This is a genomic window from Mesorhizobium sp. B2-6-1, from assembly GCF_006440475.1.
Taxonomy (GTDB): domain Bacteria; phylum Pseudomonadota; class Alphaproteobacteria; order Rhizobiales; family Rhizobiaceae; genus Mesorhizobium.
In genome coordinates, this window is record NZ_VFUH01000006.1 from 271,157 (window position 1) to 288,062 (window position 16,906).

15 protein-coding genes are annotated in these 16,906 nt (G+C 63.1%); 4 read left to right on the forward strand and 11 right to left on the reverse strand.

The features are described from left to right. Positions 1-72: 72 nt before the first annotated feature. The 3 genes from tam to FJ443_RS15520 all read right to left on the reverse strand — a co-directional run bounded on the left by tam (position 73) and on the right by FJ443_RS15520 (position 3,801). A complete protein-coding gene (tam, locus tag FJ443_RS15510; RefSeq protein ID WP_140559508.1) occupies positions 73-888 on the reverse strand; it encodes a trans-aconitate 2-methyltransferase in 816 nt (271 codons plus the stop codon). 82 nt (positions 889-970) lie between these two features. Beyond that, entirely contained in the window at positions 971-2,620 is a 1,650-nt protein-coding gene (gene ettA / locus FJ443_RS15515; RefSeq protein ID WP_140567404.1) for an energy-dependent translational throttle protein EttA, read from the reverse strand. A 173-nt stretch (positions 2,621-2,793) separates the two neighbouring features. Beyond that, on the reverse strand, positions 2,794-3,801 hold the full coding sequence (locus FJ443_RS15520) for a ribonuclease (protein WP_140664772.1): 1,008 nt from the start codon (positions 3,799-3,801) through the stop codon (positions 2,794-2,796). Between the two features lie 187 nt (positions 3,802-3,988). Between FJ443_RS15520 and FJ443_RS15525 the strand changes: the two genes are divergently transcribed. The 3 genes from FJ443_RS15525 to FJ443_RS15535 all read left to right on the forward strand — a co-directional run bounded on the left by FJ443_RS15525 (position 3,989) and on the right by FJ443_RS15535 (position 7,820). Continuing rightward, complete coding sequence (locus FJ443_RS15525) at positions 3,989-4,921, forward strand: alpha/beta hydrolase (protein ID WP_140567407.1); 933 nt, start codon at positions 3,989-3,991, stop codon at positions 4,919-4,921. A gap of 80 nt (positions 4,922-5,001) precedes the next feature. After that, positions 5,002-6,174, forward strand: coding sequence for a CaiB/BaiF CoA-transferase family protein (locus FJ443_RS15530; RefSeq protein WP_140664775.1), 1,173 nt, complete (start codon positions 5,002-5,004; stop codon positions 6,172-6,174). Next, positions 6,171-7,820 (forward strand): thiamine pyrophosphate-binding protein, encoded by a 1,650-nt coding sequence (locus FJ443_RS15535; RefSeq protein WP_140630881.1) that lies wholly within the window; start codon positions 6,171-6,173, stop codon positions 7,818-7,820. The genes FJ443_RS15530 and FJ443_RS15535 overlap by 4 nt, the downstream gene beginning before the upstream one ends. An 87-nt stretch (positions 7,821-7,907) precedes the next feature. On the opposite strand, the gene FJ443_RS15540 is transcribed toward FJ443_RS15535, so the two are convergent. The 5 genes from FJ443_RS15540 to FJ443_RS15565 all read right to left on the reverse strand — a co-directional run bounded on the left by FJ443_RS15540 (position 7,908) and on the right by FJ443_RS15565 (position 12,740). Beyond that, positions 7,908-8,357: a CHRD domain-containing protein gene (locus tag FJ443_RS15540; protein WP_140521232.1), complete on the reverse strand. Its 450-nt coding sequence runs from the start codon at positions 8,355-8,357 to the stop codon at positions 7,908-7,910. Positions 8,358-8,541: 184 nt separating this feature from the next. After that, complete coding sequence (locus tag FJ443_RS15545; RefSeq protein WP_140521233.1) at positions 8,542-9,513, reverse strand: ABC transporter substrate-binding protein; 972 nt, start codon at positions 9,511-9,513, stop codon at positions 8,542-8,544. A gap of 38 nt (positions 9,514-9,551) precedes the next feature. Beyond that, positions 9,552-10,706 carry an ABC transporter permease gene (locus FJ443_RS15550; RefSeq protein ID WP_140580026.1) on the reverse strand — a complete coding sequence of 385 codons (1,155 nt, stop codon included), beginning with the start codon at positions 10,704-10,706 and terminating at the stop codon, positions 9,552-9,554. Next, positions 10,703-11,581: an ABC transporter permease gene (locus FJ443_RS15555; RefSeq protein ID WP_140664778.1), complete on the reverse strand. Its 879-nt coding sequence runs from the start codon at positions 11,579-11,581 to the stop codon at positions 10,703-10,705. The genes FJ443_RS15550 and FJ443_RS15555 overlap by 4 nt, the downstream gene beginning before the upstream one ends. Before the next feature lie 367 nt (positions 11,582-11,948). Next, positions 11,949-12,740: an ABC transporter ATP-binding protein gene (locus FJ443_RS15565; protein WP_140495131.1), complete on the reverse strand. Its 792-nt coding sequence runs from the start codon at positions 12,738-12,740 to the stop codon at positions 11,949-11,951. Positions 12,741-12,870: 130 nt separating this feature from the next. Between FJ443_RS15565 and FJ443_RS15570 the strand changes: the two genes are divergently transcribed. Continuing rightward, positions 12,871-13,275: a cupin domain-containing protein gene (locus tag FJ443_RS15570; protein WP_140495129.1), complete on the forward strand. Its 405-nt coding sequence runs from the start codon at positions 12,871-12,873 to the stop codon at positions 13,273-13,275. Between the two features lie 328 nt (positions 13,276-13,603). Here FJ443_RS15570 and hydA read toward each other — a convergent pair whose 3' ends face one another. The 3 genes from hydA to FJ443_RS15590 form a co-directional block, all read right to left on the reverse strand. Beyond that, the gene (gene hydA / locus FJ443_RS15580; RefSeq protein ID WP_140495127.1) at positions 13,604-15,055 is read right to left on the reverse strand and encodes a dihydropyrimidinase; all 1,452 of its coding nucleotides are present in this window, start codon (positions 15,053-15,055) and stop codon (positions 13,604-13,606) included. 64 nt (positions 15,056-15,119) lie between these two features. Further along, positions 15,120-16,370, reverse strand: a complete 1,251-nt coding sequence (locus FJ443_RS15585) for a Zn-dependent hydrolase (protein WP_140664781.1) — start codon at positions 16,368-16,370, stop codon at positions 15,120-15,122. Continuing rightward, positions 16,371-16,811, reverse strand: coding sequence for an endonuclease domain-containing protein (locus tag FJ443_RS15590; RefSeq protein WP_140495124.1), 441 nt, complete (start codon positions 16,809-16,811; stop codon positions 16,371-16,373). Positions 16,812-16,906: the final 95 nt, after the last annotated feature.

Sequence of the window (16,906 nt, forward strand, 5' to 3'; positions counted from 1 at the left end):
TGAGTTGTTCCAGCATGCACCGTCGTCGCGGCTGCACACGAACTGCCCCGGCTCCTCATCGACGTTGGTCGTTCAAGCCCGCTTGGCGACAATGAAAATGCGCGGGAAACGCAACAGCACCTTGCCATTTGCGGTCTTGTTATAGGCCTTGGCGATCCTGGCCGTGTAGCTTTCGAGGAACAGCATCTTCTCGTCCGCATCGAGCGGGTCGACAAAAGGCTTCAAGCCCGTCGACTTCACCCATTCCACGATCGCCCCGGCGTCGGCCAGCGGATGGTTATAGACCGTGTGCCAGATGTCGAGCCGGTCCGAGAGTGGCGACAACAGATCATAATAGAACGACACCGGCGGCAGCGGCGCGCGCGCCGCCCCTTTCAGCTTGGCTGCGAACGGCATTTCGGCGGCGGTCTCGCGCATCAGCCTGTGGGAATCCTCGCCCATATTGTCTGGCATCTGCACGGCGAGCGCGCCGCCGGGCGCAAGAAACCCCATCAGCCGCTGGAAGACATCAGGATGTTCCGGCAGCCACTGGAACACGGCATTGGCGAAGATCACATCGACCGGTTGAGCCGGCGCCCATGTCGAGGCATCGGCAAGGTCGAAGCTGACATTGGGCAGGCGTGCCCTAGCCTTCTCGATCATGTCGGGAGACGTGTCGAAGCCGCTCACCTGTGCATCCGGCCAGCGCGCGACCAGAAGCTCCGTCGAATTGCCCGGCCCGCAGCCTATGTCGACAACCCTGCGGGGGAAGTCGACCGGCACCTGCGCCACCAAGTCGCGCGCAGGACGCGTGCGCTCGTCCTCGAACTTCAAATATTGGGCGGCGGACCAATCGGGCTTTGCTGGGCTGTTCAACGGTAAGACCTCGCGGCGGTTGCCACCTTCCATGACCGGCGCGACAAGCCGGCTATCCCAATTGGATGACGATCCCGTCGTCGCCGACCCGGAACCGCCACTGCAATAACGGCCCTTACCGCGTCAGCCTCTTATGCGTCATGCGGTGCGGGGCCGCCGCCTCCGCGCCCAGGCGGCGAACCTTGTCCTTCTCATACTCCTCGAAATTGCCTTCGAACCATTCGACATGCGCGTCGCCCTCGAAGGCGAGCATGTGGGTCGCCATGCGATCGAGGAACATGCGGTCGTGGCTGATGATGACAGCGCAGCCGGCATAGGCTTCCAGCGCGTCTTCGAGCGCGCTCAGCGTCTCGGTGTCGAGGTCGTTGGTCGGTTCGTCGAGCAAAAGCACATTGCCGCCGCCTTTGAGCATCTTGGCCAGATGCACTCGGTTGCGTTGGCCGCCCGAAAGGTTGCCGACCTTCTGCTGCTGATCGCCGCCACGGAAGTTGAAGGACGAGCAATAGGCGCGGCTGTTGACCTCGTGCTTGCCAAGCTTGATGACTTCGGCGCCACCGGAGATTTCTTCCCACACCGTCTTGTTCGGGTCCAGCGCGTCACGGCTCTGGTCGACATAGCCGAGCTTGACCGTCTCGCCGATGCGGATCGACCCCGCATCAGGCTTTTCCTGGCCAGTGAAGGTCTTGAACAGCGTCGTCTTGCCAGCGCCGTTCGGGCCGATGACGCCGACAATGCCGCCCGGCGGCAGCCTGAACGACAGGTCCTCGATCAAAAGCTCATCGCCGAAGCCCTTGGTGAGCCCTTCAACCTCGATGACGACATTGCCGAGGCGCTCGCCCGACGGAATGACGATCTGCGTGTCGGTCGGCTTGCGATTCTGCGACTGCTCGACCAGTTCCTCATAGGCCTTGATACGGGCCTTGGACTTGGTCTGGCGCGCCTTCGGCGAGGATTGGATCCACTCGCGCTCGCGCCAGATCGACTTCTGGCGGGCGTCGTCCTCGCGGCCTTCCTGGATCAGGCGTTTGGCCTTGGCGTCGAGATATTTGGTGTAGTTGCCCTCGTAAGGGATGCCACGGCCGCGATCGAGCTCGAGAATCCATCCCGTGACATTGTCGAGGAAGTAGCGGTCGTGGGTGATGATCAGCACCGAGCCCGGATAGTCGCGCAGGTGCTTTTCCAGCCACGCCGTGGTCTCGGCGTCGAGATGGTTGGTCGGCTCGTCGAGCAAAAGCAGGTCGGGCTGTTCCAGGAGCAGCCGGCACAGCGCCACGCGGCGGCGCTCGCCGCCCGACAGATTGGTCACCTCGGAATCGGCCGGCGGGCACTGCAGCGCGTCCATCGCCATCTCGACCTGCTGCTCGAGGTCCCAAAGGTTGAGCCGATCCATCTCGTCCTGGAGCTTGGCCGACTCGTCTGCCGTCTCGTCGGAATAGTTCATCATCAATTCGTTGTAGCGCTCGATGATGGCGGTCTTCCTGCCGACGCCGTCCATGACGTTTTCACGCACGGTCTTGCTGTTGTCGAGCTGCGGCTCCTGCGCCAGGTAGCCGACCGTGGCGCCTTCGGCCAGCCACGCCTCGCCCTGGAACTCCTTGTCGAGCCCGGCCATGATGCGCAGGATGGTCGACTTACCCGAACCGTTAGGACCGAGAATGCCGATCTTGGCGTCCGGGTAGAAGGACAGATGAACGTTATCGAGCACCTTCTTGGTGCCGTAGGCCTTTGACAGGCCTGACATGTGATAGATGAACTGGCGTGCCACGCGCGCTTTCCCTGAAAAACTGACTGATTTGTCGATCTGAATGGAGGTTGGCCGCTATGTAGGCGATGCGGAGCCGAACGGCAATCGCTTTCGCCGCATCGAACCGATCACAGGCCGCACAACAACGGGCGTTGGCGCCCCGGCCTGCCTGCCGGCTGGAATGAGCTCAGGACCTACTGGAACCCGATTGCGTCGACGGTTCCGGTCGGGCAACCGGCCTTGTTGGTCGGCACCGAGGCCAGCAGCAGGTCCTTGAGCGAGCTGTTTGGGCCGATCGGACCGGCAAGGCCAAGCGTCAACTCTCCGATCAGCCGCCGGCCGCTCGACGGATCGATGACACAGGAGACGCGCACGCGATCGCCGGCGCCGGCGCCAAAGGCCTGGTCGAAGGCGCCGCGGATCTGGTCCGCCGTCAGCTTGCCGCCGATGTTCTTGGCGAAGAGATCGCGCACCGCTGAGCCGTTCACCGCGCGCATCAGGCCGAGTGCGTCGGAAAAATACTCCTGCTGGTTCTTGCCGTAGCAGGTGCCGTGCTTGATCCATTCATGCCGCTCCAACTGCGAAGCGGTGCCCGGCATAACCTTGTCGAGTTCCGCGCGCGTGCCGGCGTCCAAATTGACAGGCGGAAGATCCTTCCAGTGCGCCGGACTGTCGTTGGCCTTGTCGCTGGCCGGTACCTGGCAATAGAAGTTCCCGTTCGGCTGCGGCCACAGGCCGTGCAAGGTGAAGTTGCTGGCATCGAATTCATTCGGGTTTTGTGCCTTGCATTCGCTCTTGCTGGACTTGGTCTCGCAAAAAGCCGGCTGCCAGCTCAGCGCGAAGACATATTCGGGTTTTCCCGACGCCGCCGGCTTGCCCTGCCCGCCGGGGGTCGCCGGCAGCGTTGCTGCGCTGCTGCCGGAGAGATGTCCGCAACTGACCTTCACCCAGCGCCGATCCGGATCTGCGCCCGGCACCAGAATGAGATAGTGCGTCGGCGCATCCTTGTTGCCCGCCAGCAGTTGATAGCTCTGTCCGGCATCAGTCGAGACATTGCCGGGACTCTTGCCGTTCTTGATGGCTTGCGTCGCCGGACAGGAGGCGTCGGCAACGAAGGTGCCACTCATCCTGACGTCGGCATGGGCCGCACCCGTTAACGATGCCGCCAACATGGCCAATCCGAAAACAACAGCAATGCGCATGGGGAATCCCTGGATGAAAAAGGTGGGCGACAGACTGAAGCTGTCTCCATGTCAGAATTGCGATATTCCACCGGCCAGATGCAAGAAACATCATCGCGAGAAATCCGGAATGGCGGATTGACGCTGAACCGGCCCCGGCGCAAACAAGGCCGGCGCCACCGAGGCGGGCCAGGGTGGAAATCACTGAATGTCATTCAGCCAGCAGCGCATGGTCCGTTCGCCGACCGGCGCCGACCTCAATCTTCTGGTCCGGCAGGCCGACGGCCATCCGCGCGCCGTCATCCAGATCAATCACGGGCTGGCAGAGCATGCGGCGCGCTATGATCGTTTTGCCGAATTCCTGGGCGCGCGCGGCTTTAGTGTCTATGTTCACGATCATCGCGGCCATGGCACAACGAAGGCACCCGACGCACCGCTGGGCAGGTTCGCGCATGAGGACGGCCCCGCCAAGGTCATCGCCGATGTCGGCGCCATCCATGATCTCATCGCCGGGGAGCAGCCGGGCCTGCCCGTCATCCTGTTCGGCCATTCGATGGGCGCGTCCGTGGCGCTGAACTTTCTCCTGGCCCATTCGAACCGCGTTCACGCCGCCGCCATCTGGAATGGCAATTTTTCAGCTGGCCTGCTCGGGCAGGTGGCGCTCGGCATCCTTGCATGGGAAAGGATGCGGCTCGGCTCGGACGTCCCATCGCGCCTGCTGCCGAAGCTCACCTTCCAGGCCTGGGGCAAGGCGGTGCCCAACCACCGGACCTTGTTCGACTGGCTGTCACGCGACGGGGCCGAGGTCGACAAATACATCGCCGACCCGCTATGCGGCTGGGACGCCTCGGTGTCGATGTGGCGCGATGTCGTCCAGATGGCGCTCAATGGCGGCAGGGACGCCGGTTTCGTCGGCGTTCGGCGCGACCTGTCCGTCAGCGTCGTGGGGGGCGAAAAAGACCCTGCCTCGGATTATGGCAAGGGGATCATCCAGCTTGCCGGACGCATGCGCAAAATGGGCTTTTCGAATCTCGTTTCAAAGGTTTACAGCGAGACCCGCCACGAAAGCTTGAACGAGGTGAATCGCGACATCGTCATGGACGATTTCGCAGCGTGGGCCGAAACCGCCTTGAAGCGATGAAGCGTTGGCCCATCGCAAGAGCCGTGACAGCGGCAATCTCTGTTGATAGAGGCTTCGGTTCCGACCAATTCTGGTGATCTATGGCTGAGCCCCCGCTGAAAGGCGTCCGCGTCGTCGAACTCGCCCGCATCCTTGCCGGGCCCTGGGCCGGGCAGTTGCTTGCCGATCTCGGCGCCGACGTCATCAAGGTCGAAAGCCCTGACGGCGGCGACGACACCCGCAAATGGGGCCCGCCCTTCGTCATGGGCAAGGATGGCGAGAACCTGTCGGCCGCCTATTACCATTCCTGCAATCGCGGCAAGCGCTCCATCGCCATTGATTTTTCGACACCGGAGGGCGCCGAAACCGTGCGCCGGCTGGTGGCAACGTCTGACGTGCTGATCGAAAACTTCAAGCTTGGCGGCTTGAAGAAATACGGGCTCGACCATGAGAGCCTGCGCAAGATCAATCCGCGCCTCGTTTATTGCTCGATCACCGGCTTCGGCCAGGACGGTCCTTACGCGCCGCGCGCCGGCTACGACTTCATCATCCAGGGCATGGCCGGCATGATGTCGATCACCGGCGAGGCGGGACGCGAGCCGCAGAAGGCCGGCGTCGCCATCTCGGACATCTTCACTGGCCTCTATTCCGTCATCGCCATCCAGGCGGCACTTCGCCACGCCGAAAAAACCGGCGAAGGCCAGCACATCGACATGGCATTGTTCGACACCCAGATCTCGGCGCTCGGCAATCAGAACCTCAACTATCTCGTCTCCGGCAAGTCGCCTGTGCAGATGGGCAACGCGCATATGAACATCGCGCCCTACGAGGTGCTGCCGGTCCGGGACGGTCACATCATCCTGGCGGTCGGCAATGACGGCCAGTTCGCCAGGTTCTGCGCGGTGGTCGGGCTGGACGAATTGCCCGGCAATCCCGATTTCGCCACCAATCCGGCCCGCGTCGCCAACCGGGCGGCGCTACGCGAGCGGATCGTCGAGGCGCTGAAGACCAAGGATCGCGACCCGCTGCTGGCCAAGCTGGAAGCGGCCAGCGTGCCGGCGAGCCCGATCAACACGATCGGACAGATGTTCGCCGACCCGCAGGCGATCGCGCGCGGCATGCGGCTCGATCTCGACGACGGCCATGGCAATCTTCTGCCCTCGGTTCGCGCACCGATGATCATGTCCGAAACACCGCTCGTCTATGAGCGCCCCTCGCCCCGCCTGGGCGAACATACTGACGAAATCCTTGCCGAACTGGAGAGAGCAAAATGAAAACCGGCGGACAATTGATCGTCGACGCGCTCGAGGCCAACGGCACCGACCGTATCTTCTGCGTGCCAGGCGAATCCTACCTCGCGGTGCTCGACGCGCTGCACGATTCGGCGATCCGCACCATCGTCTGCCGCCAGGAGGGTGGCGCCGCCATGATGGCCGACTGCCAAGGCCGCCTGACCGGCAAACCCGGTATCTGCTTCGTCACCCGCGGCCCCGGCGCCACCAATGCCTCCGCCGGCATCCATATCGCCATGCAGGATTCAGTTCCCGTGATCCTGTTCATCGGCCAGGTCGCCAGCCACGCCAAGCAGCGCGAGGCCTTCCAGGAAGTGGACTATGTCAGGTTCTTTGGCGACATCGCAAAATGGGTGGTAGAGATCGACGATGCGTCGCGTATTCCCGAATTCGTCACCCGCGCCTTTGCCGTGGCGACCTCCGGACGCCCAGGTCCCGTCGTCATCTCGCTGCCGGAAGACATGCTGACCAGTGTCGTCGATGCACCGGCCGCGATCGCCTACACCCCGGTCGAGACCAGCCCCGCCGAAGCCGAACTCGACCGGCTCGAGGCGCTGCTCAATGCCGCCAAACGACCGATCGCGATCCTGGGCGGCACACGTTGGGATTTCCAGGCTGTTCAGGAAATCACCCGCATCGCCGAGGCGTGGTCGCTACCGGTCGGCTGCTCCTTCCGCCGCCAGATGCTGTTCGATCATCTGCACCCGAACTATGCCGGCGATGTCGGCATCGGCATCAACCCGAAGCTGGCGACAGCAATCAAGCAGGCCGATCTGGTGCTGCTGATCGGCGGCCGCATGGGCGAGATGCCGTCCTCGGACTATACGCTGCTGAAGAGCCCCTACCCTGACCAGACGCTGGTCCATGTCCACCCCGATGCCGGCGAACTAGGCCGCGTCTACCGTCCAACACTTGCGATCAACGCCTCGCCCGCCGCCTTCGTGCGCGCCTTCGCCAACCGGAAGGGACCGGCATCGCCGGGCTGGGCGGCGGAGACGGCAAAGCTCCATGCCGCTTATCTCGACTGGTCGACCCCACCGGAAAGCGGTCCGGGCGCCGTCCAGATGGGGCTGATCATGACCTATCTCGAAACGGTGCTGCCCGACGATGCCATCCTGACCAACGGCGCCGGCAACTACGCCACGTGGGTGCACCGCTTCCATCGCTTCCGCCGCTTTGCCACACAGGGCGCGCCGACCTCAGGCTCGATGGGTTACGGAACGCCGGCGGCGGTAGCGGCCAAGGCGCTTTATCCGGATCGCACCGTAGTCGCTTTCGCCGGCGACGGCTGCTTCCTGATGAACGGGCAGGAATTCGCCACCGCCGTGCAATACGGGTTGCCGATCATCGTCATCGTCGTCAATAATGGCATCTACGGCACCATCCGCATGCACCAGGAGCGTGAATACCCCGGGCGGGTGGTGGCCACGGACCTCAAGAATCCGGACTTCGCCGCCCTGGCGCGTGCCTATGGTGGCCATGGCGAAACGGTGGAGAAAACCGCCGACTTCGCCCCTGCCTTCGAGCGTGCTCGCGCCAGCGGCAAGCCGGCAATCGTCGAGATCCGGCTCGATCCGGAGGCAATCACCCCGACCCGAACGATGACGCAGATAAGAGACAAGGCCTGAAAGTCGGTTTCCGGCAGGAGAAAGGGCGGCGCTGTCCCGCAAAGCTTTCGCAAGCAAATACGGGCGCGCGCCCCGAGCGACGTCGCGTTACATCGCCGCCGCCGCCTTTTCGATCTGACCGCGGATCTCGCCGTCCTTGTTGGCCGCGGTGTGTATGTTGACGTAATATTTGCCGGCCTCCAGATCGGTCACCTGCGTATCGGTCAATGTCGCCGATCCCTTGATCGGGCTCTTGAGTTTTTTGAACGGGATTACGGGGTCCGCATTTTCCCCCTTCGCGGCCGGGCCATGAATATGTGCGGCCGTCGCCGGCCCGCTGAGGCCGGAGTATTTGACGTTCCAACTGAGTTTCTTCTTGGCGGTGTCAAAGGTGAATGTGGCGGTTCCCTTGCCCTTGGTAGTGACGGGTGGGCTCTGCTGGCTGCCATCGAGCGTCGCCTTGAACTTCATCATGTCGGCCAGGGCCGGCGACGCGAACAGGAAAGCGGTCGAAATGGCCAGCGCCGAAAGCGTCGGCAAGACGGTCTGTGTGCGCATGAAGAACCTCCGATTGGCTGTAGCATCCGCCGTGGCTCCCCGCACGCGCATGCCTCCGACGCAACGCTCGGCCGCCCCAATGTATCCAGGCACACGCTTTTGTGATTTGGCCGCATGAAAAAGGGGCGGTCGCCCGCCCCTCCAACATCGTCCATCAAGCCCCGTCACGAGGCCGCTTTGAGGCCTACTTGATCGCCTTGTCGGTGATCGCGGTGGTATAGGCGCCCTTCGGCTCCTTGGTGATGATCTTCTGGTCGAGCAACGCCTTGGCGGTACGCTCATAGGTCGCTGGGTCGAGCTTGCCGTCGGCATTGTCGATGAGCTTGGCGACTTCGCTCATCATACGCTTCTGGTGGTTCTCGTCCTGGCCGCCACCGTCCATGACGATCTCGGCCGCTTCGTCATTGTTGTCGACGGCGTATTTCCAACCCTTCATCGAGGCGCGCACGAAACGCACCATCTTGTCCTCGAAGGCCGGATCCTTGAGCTTATCCTCCGAGGCATAAAGCCCGTCCTCGAGCAGGTCGTTGCCCATCGCCGAGTAGTTGAACACGGTGAGCTGCTCCGGCTTGTAGCCGGCGTCGATCAGCTGCCAAAATTCATTGTAGGTCATGACCGAGATGCAATCCGCCTGCTTCTGAATCAGCGGCTGCACGTCAAAGCTCTGCTTGAGAACGGTGACACCATCCGGGCCGCCATCGGTCTTGAGGCCAAGCTTGTTCATCCAGGCGTAGAACGGATATTCGTTGCCGAAGAACCAGACGCCGAGCGTGTGGCCCTTGAAGTCGGCTTCGGTCTTGATCGGGCCGTCTTTCGGGCAGACCAGTTCCATGCCGGCCTTCTTGAACGGCTGGGCGATGTTGACCAGCGGCACGCCCTTTTCGCGGGCTGCCAGCGCGCCGCCCATCCAGTCGACGATGACATCGGCGCCGCCGCCGGCGATCACCTGCTCGGGCGCAATGTCGGGACCGCCCGGCTTGATGTCGACGTCGAGACCCTCGGCCTCGTAGAAGCCCTTCGCCTTGGCGACGTAATAACCGGCAAACTGGGCCTGCGTGACCCATTTCAGCTGCAACGTCACCTTGTCGGCAGCCATTGCCTGGAACGCGGCCAGCGACATCGCGCCGGCCAGTACAGGAATAATCAGTCTTTTCATTTTTTTCCCTCTGGAGTTAGTGCCCAAACCCACCGCCCCTATCCACCACGGACAGAGGGATGCCAAAACGTGACGGCTCTTTCGACAAGAGCGACCACCCCATAAAAGACCGAACCCGCAAGGGCTGCAACTGCGATTTCGGCCCAGACCATGTCGATGTTCATCCGTCCGACTTCGGTCGAGATGCGGAAGCCCATGCCGACGACGGGCGTGCCGAAGAACTCGGCGACGATGGCGCCGATCAGCGCCAGCGTCGAGTTGATCTTCAGCGCGTTGAAGATGAAGGGAGCGGCGGCCGGCAGCCTGAGCTTGATAAGCGTCGGCCAGTAGCCCGACGCATAGGTGCGCATCAGGTCGCGCTCCATATGGCCGGACGCGGCCAGACCGGCGACGGTGTTCACCAGCATCGGGAAGAAGGTCATGATGATGACGACAGCCGCCTTGGACTGCCAGTCGAAGCCGAACCACATCACCATGATCGGCGCCACGCCGATGATCGGCAGCGCCGAGACCATGTTGCCGATGGGCAGCAGGCCGCGCCGCAGGAACGGCACCCGGTCGGCGAGAATGGCCGTGACAAAGCCGGCGCCGCTGCCCACGATATAGCCGAAGATAACAGCCTTGAAGATGGTCTGCCGGACATCGGCGCCAAGGATCGGCAGCGAACTGGCGATGCGCGCGCCGATGGCGCTCGGCGGCGGCAACAGGATGAACGGGATGCCGGCGCCACGCGTCACCGCTTCCCAGATGATCAGGATCCAGGCGCCGAAGATGGCGGGGATGATCAGGCGCAGCGCCGTGCGCATCCAGCTTGCGGTGGGGTGCAGTCCCGATAGCACCGCGACGCAGCGCCAGCCAAGCAGCCAGGCGGCCGTGAGCAGCACGAAATACGGCGCCAGTGCCGTGCCTTCGAAACCAGCGATACCTGAGATCAGCAGCCAGGCGACGAGGTGGGCGCCGACGAACAGTACGACCGCTTCCACAAAGCGCGAAATCCTGATCATCGAGACCAGGGCCGTCAGCATGGCAAGGCCAAACATCAGGCCCTTCGTTCCGAGATAGGGATAGTTGGCGCTGGTTGTCGGGTCCGCTAGCGCCGCCGCTTCCGGCTTCGACATGGCGCCGAGTGCGACCGCCATCAGGCACAGCACGATGGCCAGCACAGCCTGCCAGGAAGGCTTCAGCCGGTTCATGCCGGCCTCCCGCCCATGGCGCGGTCGACGAGGCGCCCGGCAATGCCGACCACCATGACCAGCAGCGCGGCCACGATCGAGCCCGCGACAAGCGCCGACCAGATGTCGATGGACTGGCTGTAATAGGCGCCAGCGAGCAGCTTGGCGCCGATGCCGGCGACGGCGCCCGTCGGCAGTTCGCCGACAATGGCGCCGACCAGACTGGCCGCCACCGCCACCTTCATCGAGGTGAACAGGAACGGCACCGAGGCCGGCACGCGCAGCTTCCAGAAGGTCTGCGCACGGCTGGCATTGTAGGTGTGCATCAGGTCGAGATGCATGATCTCGGGCGAGCGCAGGCCTTTCACCATGCCAACCGTCACCGGGAAGAACGACAGATAGGTCGAAATCATCGCCTTCGGGATCAGGCCGGTGATGCCGATCGCCGCCAGCACCACGATGATCATCGGCGCCACCGCCAGGATCGGGATGGTCTGCGAGGCGATGATCCATGGCATCAGGCTGCGGTCGAGCGTCGCCACATGTACGATGCCCACCGCGATGATGATGCCGAGCGCCGTGCCGAAGGCAAAGCCCAGCAGCGTCGAGGACAGCGTCACCCAGGCATTGTAGACCAGGCTGCGGTTCGAAGTGACGTTGCGCAGGAACGTGTTCTCGAAAAAGTTCACCGCCACCTGGTGCGGCGCCGGCAGCGTCGGCTTCGGCTGCGAGAGCGTCTTGCCGATGAACTCGACGGTGCCGGGCGTTTCGTTGGCACGTTGGTCGAGATCGCGCTGGAACGGCGTGTTGAGTATGACGGCGAAGACGTACCAGAGTGCGACCACGCCGGCGAGGATGGAGGTTACCGGGATGACCTTTGAGCGGAAGGTGTCCATCTAGCGCCGCCCTTCTCCTCTCCCCACCGGGGAGAGGGTGGCCGGAGCGAAGCGGAGGTCGGGGGCCCTTGCCTTCGTCATCCTAGGGCGAAGCAAGGAGCGAAGCGACGCGGCGCAGACCCTAGAATCCATGCCGTTACCTCTCCGCTCCGCGACCATTCGGAATATGGCTCCCTCCGCGCCGCTTAGCCTGCCGAATATTCTCGACTGTTTGCGCCTTTCGGCAGGCGTCACGGCATGGATCCTAGGGTCTACGTATGCCGCTTCGCGGCTACTCCGCCCTAGAATGACGAAGGCGTAGGTGGCCGCTCCTTCGTGAGGTGGAGGCGCCTTTCGGGGCGCTGCCGCGAGTCCATCCTGCCCCCGCTCAATCATCATAGCTGTGCCCTGCCCTTAAGCCGTCTCGCACCCGTGCGGCGATCGCCAGGAACTCCGGCGTCTCGCGGATGTCGAGTGGCCGCTCCTTCGGCAGCGTCGATTCGATGACGTCGCTGACGCGGCCCGGGCGCGGCGACATGACGACGATGCGCGTCGATAAATACACCGCCTCGGGAATGGAGTGCGTGACGAAGCAGATGGTCTTGTTGGTGCGCGCCCACAATTGCAGCAATTGCCCGTTGAGATGGTCGCGCACGATCTCGTCCAGCGCGCCGAACGGCTCGTCCATCAACAGAAGGTCGGCATCGAAGGCGAGCGCGCGAGCGATCGAGGCGCGCTGCTGCATGCCGCCGGAAAGCTGCCAAGGATACTTCTTCTCGAAGCCGGAAAGGTTGACGAGATCGAGCGTGCGCCTGATCCGCTCTCCCTGCTCCGCCCCGGACAGACCCATGATCTCCAGCGGCAGCGCGACGTTGCGCTCGATGGTGCGCCAGGGAAACAGGGCGGCGGCCTGGAAGACATAGCCGTAGGCGCGTTTCTCGCGCGCCTGTTCTGCTGTCATGCCGTTGACCGAAATGGTCCCCGAGGTCGGCTTCTCAAGATCGGCGATGACCCGCAGCAAGGTCGTCTTGCCGCAGCCCGACGGCCCGATGAAGGAAACGAACTCACCCTTGCCGATGGTCAGGTCGACATTGGACAGCGCCTGTACCGGCCCGTCATTGGTCTGGAAGGTCAGGCCAAGCTTGCTTGCCGCGACGACGGCTGGCGAAATCCCCGTCATCGGCCGCGGCCTGCCTGTTCCTGCCCCTTTAGTGCCGGCCCGATTCCGATTGCTTTTATCGCGATGTTGTTTTCCACTCGCCCAGTCCCATTGGTCTTGTTCCACTCATTCGACGCCCGGAGTTTCCCCGATGTCGCCTCAACCCACTTGCCATCTTATCCGCCCTGAAAGCTCTTATGAAGGCAAGCAGGGATTGACCTATTTCGCCGGTATCGCCACCGAGTCGGTCGGCTCATCTGGTATCTGCATGCATGTGCTCACCATGCCGCCCGGCGCCCGCGCTAAGGCGCATCTGCATGAGAACCATGAAACGGCGATCTACGTGCTCTCCGGCGAGGTCCATACCTGGTACGGCGACCGGCTTGAGAACCACATCGTCGCCAAAGCCGGCGACCTCTTCTACATTCCGGCCGGCGTGCCGCATCTGCCCGCCAATCTGAGTGGGGCCCCGTCTTCGGCCGTCATTGCCCGCACCGATCCCAAAGAGCAGGAAAGCGTCGTCCTGCTGCCGGAACTGGATGCATTGGTCGCCTGAAGCCGGCCTTGCGGGGCTAAGCGCCCATCGGCCAATTGCTTGAGGTTTGCGCTGCCCCTCATCGCCCTGCCGGGCACTTCTCCCCGTATAGGGACGAGGAGAAGGACGATTTCGCGAAGGATTTCGCCGATTTCCAGCGTTGCCGGAAAGGGCGCCAAGATTGCGTTCAGTTCCCTTCTCCCCGTCCCTATACGGGGAGAAGGTGCCGGCAGGGCGATGAGGGGCAGCACCAACTTCGGCAATCATCAGCACCCGGAAACTTCCCCGCAGACGGTGCCGTCCTTGTCGGCGATCATCAGTTTCTTGGCGCTTTTCGAGCTGCGCAAGCTCAAACCCCAGTCGCCGGAATGCCTGTCCGCTCCACCTTGCGCGGCGCGGTGATCTCCTTCCAGGTCGACAGTGCCCGGTTAACCGCCGCGTTCGGCTCGCGGCCAACGAACTGGCCATGGCCAGGCTTGGCCTTCACCTCGGTCTCCTCGATCGACAATTCGCCACGCGAGAAGACATAGCGCGGCAGGCCTGTCACTTCGACGCCTTCGAAGACATTGTAGTCGATGACCGACTGCTGCTTCTTCGAAGAAATGATCTTCTTGCGCTTGGGATCCCACACGATGATGTCGGCATCCGCGCCTTCGACAATGGCGCCCTTTTTCGGGTACATGTTGAGGATCTTGGCTATGTTGGTCGAGGTTACGGCGACGAATTCGTTCATCGTCAGCCGCCCGGTGTTGACGCCCCTGGTCCACAGCACCGGCATGCGATCCTCGAGGCCGCCCGTGCCGTTCGGGATCTTGGTGAAATTGCCGACGCCGAAGCGCTTCTGGTCCGTGGTGAAGGCGCAGTGGTCGGTCGCCACCACCTGCAACGATCCCGCCTGCAGGCCGGCCCACAGCGAATCCTGGTGTAATTTGTTGCGGAAGGGCGGGCTCATCACGCGGCGCGCCGCATGGTCCCAGTCCTTGTCGAAATACTCACTCTCGTCCAGCGTCAGGTGCTGGATCAGTGGCTCGCCGAACACCCGCATGCCTTTCTGACGCGCCCGGCGGATGGCCTCGTGCGCCTGCTCGCAGGAAACATGCACGACGTAGAGCGGCACGCCGGCCATGTCGGCGATCATGATGGCGCGGTTGGTCGCCTCGCCTTCCACTTCCGGCGGGCGCGAATAGGCGTGCCCCTCCGGGCCATTGTTGCCGGCGGCAAGCAGCTTCTGCGAGAGCGCCGCGACCACGTCGCCATTCTCGGCATGCACCAGCGGCAGCGCGCCGAGCTCGGCGCAGCGCTGGAACGACGCATACATCTCGTCGTCGTCCACCATCAGCGCGCCCTTGTAGGCCATGAAATGCTTGAACGAGGTGATGCCCTTGTCGACGACGGTGGCCATCTCGTCGAACACCTGCTTGCCCCACCAGGTGATCGCCATGTGGAAGGAATAATCGCAGGACGCCTTCGAGGTCTTGTTGTCCCACATCTGCAAGGCCTCGAGCAGCGACTGCTGCGGCGACGGCAGGCAGAAATCGACCACCATCGTCGTGCCGCCGGCTAGTGCCGCGCGCGTGCCGGACTCGAAATCGTCGGCCGAATAGGTGCCCATGAACGGCATTTCGAGATGAGTATGCGGATCGATACCACCTGGCATGACATAACAGCCGGTGGCGTCGAACTCATGGTCGCCGTGTAGGTCGGAGCCAATGGCGACGATCTTGCCGTGCTGCATCAGCACGTCGGCCTTCCATGTGCGGTCGGCGGTAACGATGGTGCCGTTTCTGATGACTTTGGTCATTTTTCTCGTTCCCTTGTTCCTTCGCGCTTCTTGCGAGCAGCGTTTGGAAATCCAGCTTTCCAGCTTACTCCACGATGACCGCTGTCTCCACCACGGCATGGAACAGCACGTCGGCTCCTGCCGCCGCCCATTCCTTGGAGATCTCCTCGGCCTCGTTGTGGCTGAGACCGTCGACGCAGGGGCACATCACCATGGCGGTCGGCGCGACGCGGTTGATCCAGCAGGCGTCGTGGCCCGCGCCCGAGACGATGTTGCGGTGCGTGTAGCCGAGCCGGTCGGCGGCATCACGGATCGCCTTGACGCAGCCCTTGTCAAAGGTGACCGGATCGAAATGGCCGACCTGCTCGATCTTGTACTGGATGTCGAGCGCCTCGCATATCGTGTCGATGCCTTCGCGGATGCGCCCATCCATGGCGTCGAGCACTTCCTTCTCCGGCGAGCGGATGTCGATGGTGAAGACCGTGCGCCCGGCGATGATGTTGCGCGAGTTCGGATAGACTTCCATGTGGCCGACCGCGCCGACGGCGTCCGGCTGGTAGTCCATGGCAATCTCGTGCACCAGTTCGATCACGCGCGCCATGCCGAGCCCGGCATTGCGGCGCTTGGGCATCGGCGTCGAGCCGGTATGCGCCTCCTTGCCGGTCAGCGTCACCTGCAGCCATTTCAGCCCCTGTCCATGGGTGACGACGCCGATGTCGATGCCTTCGTCCTCGAGGATAGGCCCTTGCTCGATATGCAGTTCGAAAAAGGCGTGGATCTTGCGATCGCCGACCTTCTCCGTGCCCTTCCAGCCGATGCGCTCCAGTTCCTCGCCGAATTTCTTGCCGTTCTTGTCCGTATGCTCGTAGACGTCGGCCTGGTCGAGCACACCGGCGAATACGCCGGACGCCATCATCGCCGGGGCAAAGCGCGAGCCTTCCTCGTTGGTCCAGTTCGTGACCACGATCGGATGTTTGGTCTTGATGCCGAGATCATTGAGCGAGCGCACGACTTCCAAGCCGCCGAGCACGCCGAGCACGCCGTCATACTTGCCGCCGGTCGGCTGCGTGTCGAGATGGCTGCCGACATAGACCGGCGGCAGGCTGGGGTCGGCGCCTTCGCGCCTGGCAAACATGGTGCCCATCTCGTCGATGCCCATTTCGAGCCCGGCGGCATCGCACCAGCGCTTGAACAGATGCCGGCCCTCGCCGTCCTCGTCGGTCACGGTCTGGCGATTGTTGCCACCGGCAATGCCGGGGCCGATCTTCGCCATCTCCATGATGGACTCCCACAAACGGTCTGAATTGATTCGCAGATTCTCGCCGGGTGCGGCCATTCAAAACCTCTCCAATTGCGTGGCGTTCCCCTCCCCCTTGAGGGGAGGGTGGCCGCGAAGCGGTCGGGTGGGGTCGCCGGACATGCGCTCGACCTTCCCTTTGACCACCTGCGCAACATGCCAAGGGTTGTTTATGACATCGGGCTCATCGACGCGAAAGACATCAAAGCCGAGCGAGCGCAGATAGGCATCACGAACGGCATCATGCCGCTTGCCCTTCTCGTGTTCGTGCAGATCGCCATCAACTTCAACGATCAGCTTCACGGCGAGGCAGGCAAAGTCAACGATATAAGGCCCGATCGGACACTGACGACGAAACTTGATGCCGGCCGATTTCAGCTCGCGCAGTTCATACCAGAGCAAGGATTCACCCCTGGTTGCGTGAACTCGAAGCGCGCGCGCCTTTTGGCGCATTTCGTAGCTCACGCGAGTGCGGGGCATCAACGGCAGCCTCGCGGCAACAGATCAGGTCGGCACCCCGTCGCACCGACCCCACCCGACCGCTTCGCGGCCACCCTCCCCTCGAGGGGGAGGGA